At 42.3% G+C, this 13,926-nt stretch carries 10 protein-coding genes; 6 read left to right on the top strand and 4 right to left on the bottom strand.

What is annotated here, in order from left to right:
- Window positions 1-131 precede the first annotated feature (131 nt).
- Window positions 132-2,627: a penicillin-binding protein 1A gene (locus tag PSR9079_RS17540; protein ID WP_149982628.1), complete on the top strand. Its 2,496-nt coding sequence runs from the start codon at window positions 132-134 to the stop codon at window positions 2,625-2,627.
- Window positions 2,628-2,708: 81 nt separating this feature from the next.
- On the opposite strand, the gene metL is transcribed toward PSR9079_RS17540, so the two are convergent.
- Window positions 2,709-5,054, bottom strand: coding sequence for a bifunctional aspartate kinase/homoserine dehydrogenase II (gene metL / locus PSR9079_RS17535; protein WP_149982627.1), 2,346 nt, complete (start codon window positions 5,052-5,054; stop codon window positions 2,709-2,711).
- Window positions 5,055-5,060: 6 nt separating this feature from the next.
- On the bottom strand, window positions 5,061-6,323 hold the full coding sequence (gene metB, locus PSR9079_RS17530; protein WP_149982626.1) for a cystathionine gamma-synthase: 1,263 nt from the start codon (window positions 6,321-6,323) through the stop codon (window positions 5,061-5,063).
- Window positions 6,324-6,558: 235 nt separating this feature from the next.
- Between metB and metJ the strand changes: the two genes are divergently transcribed.
- Entirely contained in the window at window positions 6,559-6,879 is a 321-nt protein-coding gene (gene metJ / locus PSR9079_RS17525; protein WP_016709540.1) for a met regulon transcriptional regulator MetJ, read from the top strand.
- A 109-nt stretch (window positions 6,880-6,988) separates the two neighbouring features.
- Here the strand turns inward: metJ and PSR9079_RS17520 are convergent, their stop codons facing one another.
- Both PSR9079_RS17520 and rpmE read right to left on the bottom strand, forming a co-directional pair.
- Entirely contained in the window at window positions 6,989-8,230 is a 1,242-nt protein-coding gene (locus PSR9079_RS17520; RefSeq protein ID WP_145238508.1) for a malic enzyme-like NAD(P)-binding protein, read from the bottom strand.
- A 564-nt stretch (window positions 8,231-8,794) separates the two neighbouring features.
- Window positions 8,795-9,007 carry a 50S ribosomal protein L31 gene (gene rpmE, locus PSR9079_RS17515; RefSeq protein WP_145238505.1) on the bottom strand — a complete coding sequence of 71 codons (213 nt, stop codon included), beginning with the start codon at window positions 9,005-9,007 and terminating at the stop codon, window positions 8,795-8,797.
- Between the two features lie 233 nt (window positions 9,008-9,240).
- On the opposite strand from rpmE, the gene priA reads away from it, so the two are divergent.
- From priA to hslU, 4 genes are all read left to right on the top strand, one after another.
- Window positions 9,241-11,427: a primosomal protein N' gene (gene priA / locus PSR9079_RS17510; RefSeq protein WP_149982625.1), complete on the top strand. Its 2,187-nt coding sequence runs from the start codon at window positions 9,241-9,243 to the stop codon at window positions 11,425-11,427.
- 21 nt (window positions 11,428-11,448) lie between these two features.
- On the top strand, window positions 11,449-11,979 hold the full coding sequence (locus tag PSR9079_RS17505; RefSeq protein WP_149982624.1) for an SPOR domain-containing protein: 531 nt from the start codon (window positions 11,449-11,451) through the stop codon (window positions 11,977-11,979).
- A gap of 80 nt (window positions 11,980-12,059) precedes the next feature.
- The gene (gene hslV, locus PSR9079_RS17500; protein ID WP_145238496.1) at window positions 12,060-12,578 is read left to right on the top strand and encodes an ATP-dependent protease subunit HslV; all 519 of its coding nucleotides are present in this window, start codon (window positions 12,060-12,062) and stop codon (window positions 12,576-12,578) included.
- A gap of 11 nt (window positions 12,579-12,589) precedes the next feature.
- Window positions 12,590-13,918, top strand: a complete 1,329-nt coding sequence (gene hslU / locus PSR9079_RS17495; protein WP_149982623.1) for an ATP-dependent protease ATPase subunit HslU — start codon at window positions 12,590-12,592, stop codon at window positions 13,916-13,918.
- Window positions 13,919-13,926: the final 8 nt, after the last annotated feature.

The raw sequence follows: 13,926 nt of genomic DNA, 5'->3' as shown, positions 1-13,926 counted from the left end.
TTCGCAACTTGGCCTTTGTTTTAAGAATAAACAAGTTATAATTTTTATATGAAAAAATACTATTCATTTTTTAATCAATATATACTAGCAGTCTCCGATTCTAATTGGGAGTCCATTTAGGGAAAATATAAGTGATTTTATTGAAACGAACTTTACAATTTTTTATCATCTGCGCGTTTTTAGGGCTCATTACCTTAGTAAGCCTTTATTATTACGTTAAATCTGATATCCCCAGTGTGCAAGTTTTAAAAGACGTGCAATTACAAACTCCTATGCAAGTCTTTTCGAAAGATGGTTTGTTAATCAACCAGTTCGGTGAAAAACGTCGCATTCCAGTGACTATAGAAGAGATCCCACAACCACTCATAAATGCTATTTTAGCTACTGAAGATAACCGTTTTTATGACCATATAGGTATAGATCCTATAGGTATTTTACGTTCAGCGCTCGTATTAATTTCAACTGGTGAGAAAAAACAAGGCGCAAGTACTATAACAATGCAGTTAGCTCGTAACTTCTTCTTAACACGTGAAAAGGCCTATATCCGTAAAGTAAAAGAGATCTTCATTGCGTTACACATTGAGAACTTACTTACCAAGGATGAAATACTCGCTTTATACCTAAATAAAATAGAGTTAGGTAATCGTGCTTTTGGTATCGGAGCCGCTGCACAAGTCTATTATGGTAAGCAACTAAACGAGTTAACTTTAGCGCAAATGGCAATGATTGCAGGCTTACCAAAAGCGCCGTCAGCTTTAAATCCGATCAGAAACCCAGTTCGCGCCAAGGCACGCCGTAATGTGGTACTCAGACGTATGCTCGATGAAGGTTATATCTCTCAAGCAGACTACAACCAGAGCTCTCAAGAACCAATTACGGCAAAATTTCATGGTGCCGAAATAGACTTATATGCGCCTTATATATCTGAAATGGTGCGTGCAGAAATGGTCGCTCGTTATGGCTACGAAAAAGCCTATAATACCGGCTTTAAAGTTTACACCAGTGTTGAATCTGACGTACAAGCCGCAGCGCAAAAAGCACTCGTTAATAATCTCCATGCATACGACATGCGCCATGGCTATCGTGGCCCAGAGCAGCAACTGTGGGATTTTGAAACGCAACCTGCCCTAAGTTCTAGTGAAATTTTAGCAAAGCTAAAACCGGTAAAAGAAATTGCCCCGTTATTAACAGCAGCAGTTTTGTCTGTAGCAGATCAAACGGCAACAGTGTTATTAAAAAGTGGTGAGCAAGCCACTCTAGACTGGGATAATCTCAAATGGGCACGCAAATACATTACGCGTTACCGTCAAGGTTTTCCTCCAAAAACCGCTACCGACATACTCAATCCAGGGGAGCAAATTTGGCTACGTAAAAATGACGATGGTAGTTATCTACTCAGCCAATTACCTGAAGCATCAAGTGCATTAGTATCGCTGGATCCGAATGATGGTCGCATTAAAGCTATTGTTGGCGGCTATAGCTTTGAACAAAGCCAATATAACCGAGCCGTGCAAGCAAAACGTCAGGTAGGTTCTAACATTAAGCCCTTTATTTATTCGGCGGCGCTGAATAATGGTTATACCTTAGCGTCTATTTTAAATGATGCGCCAATCAATCAATGGGACAAGAGCCTAGGGGTTGCATGGCGACCAAAAAACAGCCCTGCGGTATATAACGGCCCAATCCGTATTCGTCGTGCTTTAGCACAATCGAAAAACGTTATTTCGGTGCGCTTACTGCGCGGTGTAGGCTTGCAGCGCACAGCTGATCACCTATTAAAATTTGGCTTTCAAAATAATGATATCAATCGCAGTGAATCGCTAGCTTTAGGTAGTGCGTCAATCACTCCTTTAGAGCTTGCCCGTGGCATGAGCACATTTGCCAATGGCGGTCATTTGATCACCCCTTATTTTATTAATGAGATTCAAGACTCTGCAGGTAATGTGTTATTTAAAACAAAACCATTATTAGCGTGTGATCCTGTTACGCCTCAGCTAACAATGACTCAATTTGAGTCCACTACAGGGTTAAATACCAGCCAAACAGCAAATCATTGTGCGCCGCGCATCATATCTAAACAAAACGCGTTTTTGATAGCTGATGCGATGAATAGCGCAATTTGGGGGGGCGGTAGTTGGGCCCATAAAACGGGTTGGAGTGGAACCGGTTGGCGTGCTCAGGTATTAGATCGTCGCGATCTTTCCGGTAAAACGGGTACTACTAATGACTCTGTCGATACTTGGTTTAGCGGCTTTAACCGTAATGTTATGACCTCGGTCTGGGTTGGATTTGATAATCCAGGTAACCCGCTTGGTCGCTCGACGTATAACAACAACATGGATAATACCCAGATCTCTGGTGCAGAATCTGGTGCTAAAACAGCTCAACCGGCATGGATTGACTTTATGCGAGTAGCACTCAAAGATAAGCCAGAAGCACCAATCGAGCCACCTGAAGGATTAGTGTCGGTACGAATCGATTTAGCAACGGGACTCTTGAGTCAAAAGAACGATTACACTAGTCGCTTTGAATACTTTGAAAAAGGCACCTCGCCCACTAAGTATGTGATGCAGCATGTAGAAAACGTTTTTGAAGAAGAAACTAAAACAGAAGAAGAGCTGTTTTAATATTACTCTATCGCGATATAAAATCGCTGCTACATAAAAAAAGCGCCAATCGGCGCTTTTTTTATTTTACAAACTCAGAGCTCATTTTAAGTTTTGTATTAACCAATATAAATCAGAATGCACGCCTGCTGCGGTAACTTCTTTGCCTGCACCAGGACCTTGGATCACCAACGCATTATCGCTATACCACTGACTGTTGATAACAAAGATATTATCACCTGGAGTTAAGTTAGCTAAGGCATCACCCTGTGTTGCATAAGCCAAACCGACTTTAGCGGTTACTTTGCCATCAGCAATTGTTAACGCACCGGTATAACGCAGTACTTTGTTTTCTTTGCCTGCTAACTGCGCTTTTTCAGCAATAAAGTCATCAAGCAACTGCTTATTAGCTAAAAAAGACTGCCAATCACCTTGCGCTAGTTGCTCTGGCATCAACGGTGTTAAGCCAATCTCATCAAGCTCTAAGGTGAGCCCTAATTCACGAGCTAAAATTAATAGCTTACGCTGCATATCACGCCCTGATAAATCTTCCCGTGGATCAGGCTCGGTGTAACCCATTTGCTGCGCTTGCAACACTAGATCGGAAAACGCCACACTGCCATCATAACTGCTACACAACCACGATAAAGTGCCTGAGAACACGCCTTCAATATGGGTAATACTGTCGCCACTGTTTTGTAAATCAGCTAACGCAAAATTAATTGGTAAACCCGCACCAACACTGGTGTTATAACGCCATAATAAGTTACGTTCAGCTAAATTACGGCGTAAATTTTGATACCAGTCATTATTTGCAGTGCCCGCATATTTATTAGCACTGATCAGGTGACAATCTAAATTTACAAACGCCGGGTAAAGCTTACTAAACGCTTCACTAGCAGTAATATCAATCAGCACTTTGTGTTCGTAATCGAGTTCGCTGATACGTGTCAGTAAATCAGCTTCTTGGTAATCTATTGCTTCGTTTTGCCACTGCGACTGCCATTGCTCAAGCACGATACCACTTGGGCTGAACAACATAGAGCGCGAGCGTAATAAACCAACCAGCTTTACGCTAAAATGCTGTTGCAAACGATTAAGTTGCTGACTAAGTTGCTCAATAAATACTTCACCAACATTACCAAGGCCAGCAACAATAATGGCAAGCTCTTGGCCTTTGTTAATCAGCTTATCATGCAATAAGGTCAACACATCACTATCAATAGATTGATCCGTTAGTAGTAATATGTAGTCTGCATCTTGATGGCTAAAGCGCGGCACTAAACTTTGCTCACTAAGCACTTGCGTTGCTTGTTCAAATAATTGCGCTACATCATTTCGTGGCGCCACAACAGCGCAACCATGTAAGTTCGACTCAATAATATTAGCGCGCCCTTGCAAATGACTCACCACCTGATGAGTCGCTGCTGCCGGCACTAGTAAGTAGGTATCGCCGTTTTTAATAAAATGATGCAAGCTGTGTTGAATAAGCTGACTTAATTCGCCAATTTCACCGCCACGCAGCTGATCAATGCGCAGTAAATCAATATTTTCTAAGGTAGTGATAAAACGCTTAGCTTTGCTGTAACCTTCTTTGACAATTTCTGTCGCGCTAGCTTCGCTGTCGTAACTACTGCGAACGACTAATTTGATATCAGTATTTTTTAATGGCGAGAGAGTTTTAGCATGTAACACTGGGTTGCCCAAACGCGCCAGTAAGTTTGCTTGGCCACGACATACTTTAGAATACTTAATCGCTTTTTTTACTTTACGAGGGTCGGTACTAAACACCCCTTGGGTATCAGTCCAAATTGATACCTGACTAGCATGACAATAACTGCTTAACAAAGTCGCGCTGTAATCACTGCCATTGCGCCCCAAAGTAACGGTATTTGCTTGGCAATCAGCGGCTATAAAACCAGTAACAACATTAATGCAATTGGCTGAAATTAACTCGGCACAGGCTTGTTGATTTTTTTGATGTAATAATTGCCCATCATTAAGGGTAAACAATTGACGAGCATCAACATCTTGAGCTGCAACATTTAACTGTTTTAAATAGCTAGCTAATAATCGTGCCGACCAAACTTCACCGTGAGCAAGCAATGCGGCTTCCTGTAAGCTTTGCTGTTGAGTTTGCTGTGCAATTAAGGCTAGCTCCTGTTCTAATACGTTTAATGCCGTATGTCGCGCTGCTGGACTCAATAACTGCTCGATCAAAGTACGTTGATGATTATCAAGCTGCAATAAAATATCACTCACTGCCTGTTGATCACCTTGCTGGTAACTCTGCCATAGCGTAACTAACGTATTGGTAGTTTTACCAGCTGCGGATACCACCACACAATCACCGGCTTCCGTATGGGCTAGAATAATATTTGCTACGGCCTGATAACGCTCTGCAGAACTAAGGCTAGAACCACCAAATTTATGAACTATATTTACCATTTTTTATTACCACAAAGCCGTATGTGCAGGAGTCAGTTTAAATGAGCTTGATTGCTCATCATCTTGTTGTTGAACAGAGGAAGCAATTACTTTTGCGCCGTGCTGACCTTGACCTGGTTTCACTTTATTGAATACACGATCTAAGTCAGCGATTAAATCTTTTACATCTTCAATGCCCACCGAAATACGGATCAGGGTATCACCTACTCCCGCAGCAAGACGAGCAGTTGCCTCCATACCTGCATGAGTCATAGTTGCAGGGTGACAAATCAAACTCTCAACCCCACCTAATGACTCAGCTAAGCTAAATTCTTCTAAGCTGGTCAAAAATTCTGCAGCATCATTAATATCACCTTTGATATCAAAGCTTACCATGCCACCAAAACCACGTTGCTGCTGTTTAGCGAGTTCATGCTGTGGATGAGATACTAATCCAGGGTAATATACTTGGCTTACATAAGGTGAGTTTTCTAGATATTGGGCAATAATAAAGGCATTTTCTTGATGCTGACGTAAACGTACATTCAAAGTACGCAGGCCACGTAACGTTAAGTAGCTATCAAACGGGGCTCCGGTAATGCCGATGTTATTAGCCCACCAAGCAAGCTCATCACCCAACTCTTGGGTAACGGCGATCACCGCACCACCAACAACATCTGAGTGACCGTTAATATATTTAGTGGTCGAATGCACCACAATATCAACACCAAACTCAATTGGGTTTTGCAAAGCAGGTGATAAAAATGTGTTATCGGCACCAACCAACGCACCGCACTGCTTGGCAATCGTGGTGATCGCTTTAATATCGGTTAACCGTAATATAGGATTACTCGGTGTTTCAATCCAAATTAGCTTTGGTTTTATCTCTAGAATTTTTTGATGATTTTCAGATTTAGTTAAATCTAAAACCACTAACTTTAATAAGCCACGCTTTTCAAGTGAGGTGAATAAGCGGTAACTACCGCCATAGCAATCATGTGGGATCACTAAAGTATCGTCACTGTTTAGCAGCTGAGTAGCTAAATGCACCGCAGCCATGCCCGTTGCAGTGATAATTCCCTTAGCGCCACCTTCAAGCTTAGCGAGCGTTTCAGCGAGTAAGTCACGGTTTGGGTTGCCGCTACGGCCATAATCATATTGGCGCTTTTTATCAAAATCAGCAAATGAGTAGGTGGTCGATAAATGAATGGGAGGCACAACCGCGCCGTGATGTTTATCTGCATCAATACCATTGCGTACTGCAATGGTTGCTTTATTCTTTTGACTCATACCGTCACCTACAATTAAATGGATGTTTAGACGTCTAAAAGGTTAGAGGATCAAATTTAATAAGTCAAAGCATTTATGCGGTTTTAGCCGCAAGATTAGAAGTAAAAACATTTAAGCCTCTAGATGGCTAAAAAACAAGTATTTGACTATCTTTTTTAACACGATAGAATTTCGCCATCTTTGCGCTGCAAAAGGTCGCGCAAACAATTAACAACCTGAGGCAACGATACATCCTATGGCTAAATGGAATGGTGAATATATTCACCCATACGCAGAACACGGGAAAAAATCAGAACAAGTTAAAAAGATCACCGTTTCGATCCCGCTAAATGTATTAAAAGTTTTGACTGATGAGCGCACTCGTCGTCAAATTAATAATCTTCGCCATGCAACAAATAGCGAATTACTTTGTGAAGCATTTTTACACGCATTTACTGGCCAACCACTGCCAAACGATGAAGATTTACGTAAAGATAATCCAGAGAAAGTGCCTGAAGAAGTGAAAAAAATCATGCTTGAGATGGGTCTCGAAGTACCTGTACTCAACGAAGATTAAGTTATCATTTGTATATATTCCTGCTTCAGGAATTGGCTACAAAAAAACCTCAGTAACGTAAGTTGCTGAGGTTTTTATTATTGTGCCATTACCAATTGCAGCGAAGCAGCTACTCCATGTAGTTTTCCGGCATATCAATTTGTGCAACACCAGAATCAATTGCCGCTTGCGCTACTGCTTTGGCAATGCGCGGTAATAGACGCGGATCCATCGGTTTTGGAATAATATACTGCGCACCAAATTCAAGTGTCTCAACACCCGCCGCTTTTAATACTTCCGCTGGTACTGGTTCTTTAGCAATGCTACGAATAGCGTCAACCGCAGCAATTTTCATTTCATCATTAATTTTGCTTGCACGCACATCTAGCGCACCACGGAAAATAAATGGGAAACACAGCACGTTGTTAACTTGGTTTGGATAATCTGAACGACCCGTTGCCATGATTAAATCATCGCGAGCACCATGAGCAAGCACTGGAGAGATTTCTGGATCTGGGTTTGAACAGGCAAACACTACAGGTCGATCAGCCATTAGCTTAAGATCGTCAGGAGAAAGTAAATTCGGGCCAGATACACCAACAAATACATCGGCATCAGCAATAACATCTTGCAGTGTGCGCTTATCTGTATTGTTAGCGAATAACTGTTTGTACTCGTTTAAATCATCACGACGAGTATGAATAACGCCTTTACGATCTAACATGTAAATATGTTCACGCAATGCGCCACACTTGATCAGTAGCTCCATACACGCAACCGCTGCGGCACCGGCTCCTAAACAAACGATAATCGCATCTTCGATTTCTTTGCCTTGTACTTCAAGTGCGTTGATCATACCAGCAGCCGTTACAATCGCGGTACCGTGTTGATCGTCGTGGAACACTGGAATGCTACAACGCTCGATCAATGCTTTTTCTATTTCAAAACACTCTGGCGCTTTAATGTCTTCTAAGTTAATACCGCCAAACGTATCAGCGATGTTAGCAACCGTATTGATGAAATCTTCGGTGGTATTGTGTTTCACCTCAATATCTATCGAATCTAGACCCGCAAAGCGTTTAAATAATAACGCTTTACCTTCCATAACCGGTTTTGAAGCCAATGGACCTAAGTTACCTAAACCTAAAATAGCGGTGCCGTTAGTAATAACCGCAACCATATTGCCTTTACCAGTGTATTTGTAGGCATTAGCGGGATCAGCAGCTATTTCACGTACCGGTTCTGCAACACCGGGGCTGTATGCGAGTGCAAGATCCTGTACGGTTTCAGCTGGCTTTGTAAGCTCAACGCTAATTTTTCCTGGAACGGGGTGCGAATGGTAATGTAAAGCTTGTTCACGAAAGTCTGACATAACGCGATTTTATCCTGCAAGTAAGTTAAGTTGAAAGTGAGAGTAAGCAGTTCTTATATCTTATAGGGAACGATACCTATATTATAATTAAATTCAAGCAATATCAGGTCTATCCTGTTATATGCTATATCCGTTAATTTTATGCGTTTTGTCAGCATTTTTTGCAAAAAATCTTCAATTTTCGGCTATAAAAACGCCACAAAGCATCAAAAAACCCATCTTAAAATGCTCATTATGCAACGCTTTAAAGCAAAAATAATGGCCTATGACTAAAAACCATCAAAGTAAGACGTTAACAACATTTAACCGCAAAAGACCTAACTTTACCGACAAAAACGTTTAATTTATCGCTTTAACGAGAATGACAATATAGTCAACAAATCACTATTTGTCTGTTATTTACTCGCTATACTGGATATAAAAGTGGGAAATAGTCACAACATAATGAATGCGTAAAGCTGGAGCACTAGAGCAAGAAATAAAGACTAAAAGGCGGTGTTTTTAATAAATAGCAGGCATAAAAAAAAGCACCCTAAGGTGCTTTTTCCGACAAAACAACAAGAATTACTTGCTGCTAAGTGAACCGAAACGCTTGTTAAAGCGATCAACACGGCCACCTGTGTCTAAAACTTTTTGCTTACCAGTGTAAAACGGGTGACACGCAGAACATACGTCTAAGTGAATGTCTTTACACAGAGTAGAACGAGTTTCGAATTTATTTCCACATGAACATGATGCTGAAATTACTTCGTACTTAGGGTGAATACCTTCTTTCATAGAAACCTCTAGTTAAGGCCGCATCGCTCTCCAAACCCGGAGTCTGGCACCATACGTCGTTAAAACAAATTATTTAGGACGCGTATTCTAAGCAACAACCCCACTTGCTACAAGCTTTAAATGTCGTTTTTGCTAATAAAATGAACAAAAGTTTTAAAGAAGATATTTGCAGGTAGGTTTTCAGCCATAATTTTAGTACATTAACTCCCTTATTCGTTCTTGTTTGGGTTGTTATGAGTTTTGTTGAAGTTGCTATAAAAGTACCGTTGCATCGCACCTTTGATTATCGCATTCCAGAGCAACTCGATGGTTTATCGGTGATGCCTAAAGTCGGTGCGCGGGTATGGGTGCCATTTGGTAATCAGCGCAAAGTTGCGGTCGTACTGGCGCTAAAAACCAACACCGATGTGCCGGTTAATAAACTTAAAGCAGTGCTTGAAGTGATTGATGATGAAGCCGTTTTATCAGAGCGACATATCGAATTATTGCGTTTTACTGCGCGCTATTATTGCTACCCACTAGGTGAAACAATTCATATCGCCCTGCCTGGCGCGCTGCGTCAAGGACTGTGCCCAGATAAAAGCAGTATTAGTATGGTGGCACTAACTGAAAAAGGCGCTAAATTACCGTCTTTAAAAGCAAAGAGCCAACTAAGCTTACTCAAACAACTGGCAGATTCGGGTAAATCATCACTTACAGAATTAAAAGCGCTGGGGTTTAGTAAAAAAACTATCGACAGCTTACTTAACAAAGAGCTGATCAGCCAAACGATTGAACACGACAACCAATGGCAACAACAACTTCCCACCGTAGGCACTAAGCCGACTCTAAATAAAGAGCAAGCAGTAGCCTGTACCACCATTAATCAAGCGGTCGGTTTCAATAGCTTTTTACTAGAAGGTGTTACTGGCAGTGGTAAAACCGAGGTTTACTTACAATGCCTTGAAGAGGTTTTAAAACGCGGTGAACAAGCACTCGTACTAGTGCCTGAAATTGGCCTTACGCCACAAACGGTTAATCGATTTCGTCGTCGCTTTCCTGATACGCCGATTATGCTGTGGCATTCAGCACTGACCGATAACGAACGCTTACAAACTTGGCGCTTTTGTGAAAAAGCCAGTTGCGCAATTGTGATTGGTACACGTTCGAGTATCTTTTTACCATTTTTAAAGCTTGGTATGATCATTGTTGATGAAGAACATGACGGTTCATTTAAACAACAAGATACCTTACGTTACCATGCCCGTGATTTAGCCGCATACCGCGCTTTTCAACATAAAATACCGCTGATCTTAGGCTCAGCAACCCCGGCGCTCGAAACCTTGCATAAGGCAATTCATAATAAATACCAACTGCTGAGCCTAACGCAACGTGCGCAAACCAGTACCGACAATAAATTTCAGCTGATTGATATGAAAGGCCAGCCGGATCAAGCTGGTATAGCCCATGCCAGTCTTGCCACTATGCGTCAGCATTTAAAACGAGGCAAACAAGTGATGGTATTTCTAAACCGTCGCGGTTTTTCACCTACCCTGATTTGCCATGAATGTGGTTGGTTAAGTGAGTGCACACGTTGCAGCACCAGTGCGACTTTTCACAAAGCCATCGGCCAAATGATTTGCCATCACTGCGGTGAGCAAGAACGCGTGCCGCATCAGTGTCCAGACTGTGGTAGTACACAAATATTTCCTAACGGCAAAGGCACCGAACAAATAGAAGAGTTTTTAACAACCGAGTTTCCTGATACCCCGATTAGCCGGATTGATCGCGACTCAACGCGTCGTAAAGGCAGTTTAGAAAAAGCCCTAGACGATATAAACCAAGGCGGTGCAAGGATTTTAGTTGGCACCCAAATGCTTGCCAAAGGTCATCACTTTGCTGATGTGAGCTTAGTATTGATCCTTGATGTCGACGGCGGCTTGTACTCGTGCGACTTTCGCGCCACAGAGCATTTAGCACAATTGGTTACTCAGGTGGCTGGCCGTGCTGGGCGCAGTGGCGAACCAGGTCATGTATTATTGCAAACTCACTTTCCCGAACATCCTTTATTACAAGATTTAGTCAATAATGGTTATCAAGATTTCGCCCGTTTTGCACTGCAAGAGCGCGATGATGCACAGCTACCACCAATAACTAATATGGCGATTGTCCGCGCTGAAGGTCACAACATAAAGCAAGTGGTCGATTTTTTAACAGATTTAGTTCCAGTCCAAGGTCTAACTGGTATACAATTGCTAGGTCCGATCCCTGCACCGCTCGAGCGAATTGCGGGGAAATATCGCTTTCAATTGCATATTCAAGCGCTCGAACGCCCTCTATTACACCAATATCTCGCGCAAATGGTAGACTACTTAAGTACCAGTAAATTAGCGCAAAAGGTGCGATGGAGCTTAGATGTAGATCCAATAGATATGATTTAAGGTTAGAAGCCCAATACCACCATGGCACAACACGATTTTATTAATAAAAAACCGGGCAACCGTAATAGCAAAAAAACAGCGCCACCGAAAAAACCATTCCCCGTATTATTAGTACTGGTTACCGTACTACTTGTTGGCGGTTTTAGTTTTGGTTTATGGTATGTCAAAACCAATGCAGATCCAAAGCTGGTTGAACAACAAGCAAACCCAACACCTGCAAAAGTGCAACAAGAGTTGCCTAAACCACGCCCTCCTGAATTCATAAAAGAAATCAAAGAGCATGAAATTCAAGTTGAAGTAAGAGAGCTTGAACAAAAAGGCCCTTATGTAATGCAATGCGGCTCGTTCAGAACCCATGGCCAAGCAGAAACCTTAAAAGCTAAAATCGCATTTGCCGGATTAATCGCCGAAATTCGTGAAACAACCGGCACTAACGGTGTCTGGTATAAAGTGCGTTTAGGTCCTTATAAAACCAAACGTTTAGCCGAAAGTGATAAAAACAAACTAAAGCGTAGCAAAATAACTGGTTGCGGAATTTGGAATTGGACTTGATTTTAGCCCATTAACCCATATTAACTCATCATCAATCGCTTTTAACGAGTCGCCCCTGCGACTCGATGATGAGGAATAACATGACCACTATTGTAAGTGTACGTCGCGGCGATAAAGTCGTCATTGGTGGCGATGGCCAAGTTTCACTTGGTAACACCGTAATGAAGGGCAACGCCCGCAAAGTTCGACGCCTTTATAATGGCAAAGTGATCGCCGGTTTTGCTGGCGGCACTGCTGATGCCTTCACCCTGTTCGAACGTTTTGAAAGCAAGCTTGAAATGCACCAAGGCAACCTAACCAAAGCCGCTGTTGAAATGGCTAAAGATTGGCGTAGCGATCGCGCCTTGCGCAAACTCGAAGCATTGCTTGCTGTTGCCGACTCCACAGCCTCACTGATAATTACTGGTAACGGTGATGTTGTGCAGCCTGAAAATGATTTAATTGCCATTGGTAGTGGTGGTAACTTTGCCCAATCAGCTGCAACTGCCCTACTTGAAAACACCGATTTAAGCGCCCGCGAAATTGTTGAAAAAAGCCTGACAATTGCCGGCAACATTTGTGTATTCACAAATAACTTTCAAACCATCGAAGAATTGTAATAGGAACTGCTATGTCTGATATGACTCCCAGAGAAATCGTTCATGAACTTGACCTGCATATAATTGGTCAAGCAAAAGCAAAAAAAGCAGTGGCTATTGCCCTTCGTAATCGCTGGCGCCGCATGCAATTAGATGAAGATCTTCGCGCTGAAGTAACGCCGAAGAATATCCTGATGATCGGTCCAACCGGTGTTGGTAAAACTGAAATTGCCCGTCGTTTAGCAAAACTTGCCAACGCGCCTTTCATTAAAGTCGAAGCGACTAAGTTCACTGAAGTGGGCTATGTTGGTAAAGAAGTTGAAACCATCATTCGCGACTTGGTTGATGTATCAATCAAAATGACCCGTGAGCAACAAACTAAAAAATTCAAACATCGCGCAGAAGAAGCTGCCGAAGAACGTATTTTAGATGCACTACTGACTCCAGCTAAAGATTCGTCTGGTGAAAGCCAACGCGATGAAGGATCTTCAACGCGTCAGATCTTCCGTAAAAAATTACGCGAAGGTCAATTAGACGATAAAGAAATTGATATTGATTTAGCTCAAGCACAACCAAATGTTGAGATCATGGCACCTCCTGGTATGGAAGAAATGACCAACCAGCTGCAAGGCATGTTCCAAAATATGGCGGGTGACAAGCGCACTAAACGCAAACTTAAAATTAAAGAAGCGTTTAAATTATTGGTTGAAGAAGAAGCCTCTAAATTAGTAAACCCTGAAGAGCTAAAAGAGCAAGCAATCTTCGCAGCCGAACAAAACGGTATTGTGTTTATCGACGAGATAGACAAAATCTGTAAACGCGGTGAATCATCAGGTCCAGATGTAAGCCGTGAAGGCGTACAGCGTGACTTACTGCCACTGATTGAGGGCTCAACCGTGAGCACTAAGCATGGCATGGTGAAAACTGACCATATGTTGTTTATTGCCTCTGGCGCATTCCAAATGGCAAAACCATCTGACATGATCCCAGAACTACAAGGTCGCTTACCTATTCGTGTAGAGCTTGAAGCATTAACCGCTGACGACTTTAAACGTATTTTAACCGAACCACATGCCTCACTGACCGAGCAACAACATGCACTACTTAAAACAGAGCAAGTAAGTGTAGAGTTTAGCGATGACGCCATCGAGCGCATTGCCAAAGCGGCATGGCAAGTTAATGAAAAAACCGAAAACATCGGTGCTCGTCGTCTACACACTGTGATGGAAAAACTAATGGAAGAAATTTCCTATGATGCATCCGAGCAGGCAGGCAGCAGCATCGTGATTGACGCCGCTTATGTAGAGCAGCACTTAGGTGCGTTAGTTGAAGATGAAGACCTAAGCCGCTTTATTCTTTAATTTTAAAA

The organism is Pseudoalteromonas rhizosphaerae (assembly GCF_902498845.1).
Lineage (GTDB): Bacteria > Pseudomonadota > Gammaproteobacteria > Enterobacterales > Alteromonadaceae > Pseudoalteromonas > Pseudoalteromonas rhizosphaerae.
Note: the sequence above shows the minus strand (reverse complement) of the source record. Positions and strands in the feature narration are given on the sequence as shown.

What these genes read in the sequence shown, in the direction of transcription:
- metL (WP_149982627.1), bottom strand. Translation starts at nt 5,054, where the DNA reads ATGGTAAATATAGTTCATAAATTTGGTGGTTCTAGCCTTAGTTCTGCA.
- metB (WP_149982626.1), bottom strand. Translation starts at nt 6,323, where the DNA reads ATGAGTCAAAAGAATAAAGCAACCATTGCAGTACGCAATGGTATTGAT.
- metJ (WP_016709540.1), top strand. Translation starts at nt 6,559, where the DNA reads ATGGCTAAATGGAATGGTGAATATATTCACCCATACGCAGAACACGGG.
- PSR9079_RS17520 (WP_145238508.1), bottom strand. Translation starts at nt 8,230, where the DNA reads ATGTCAGACTTTCGTGAACAAGCTTTACATTACCATTCGCACCCCGTT.
- rpmE (WP_145238505.1), bottom strand. Translation starts at nt 9,007, where the DNA reads ATGAAAGAAGGTATTCACCCTAAGTACGAAGTAATTTCAGCATCATGT.
- priA (WP_149982625.1), top strand. Translation starts at nt 9,241, where the DNA reads ATGAGTTTTGTTGAAGTTGCTATAAAAGTACCGTTGCATCGCACCTTT.
- PSR9079_RS17505 (WP_149982624.1), top strand. Translation starts at nt 11,449, where the DNA reads ATGGCACAACACGATTTTATTAATAAAAAACCGGGCAACCGTAATAGC.
- hslV (WP_145238496.1), top strand. Translation starts at nt 12,060, where the DNA reads ATGACCACTATTGTAAGTGTACGTCGCGGCGATAAAGTCGTCATTGGT.
- hslU (WP_149982623.1), top strand. Translation starts at nt 12,590, where the DNA reads ATGTCTGATATGACTCCCAGAGAAATCGTTCATGAACTTGACCTGCAT.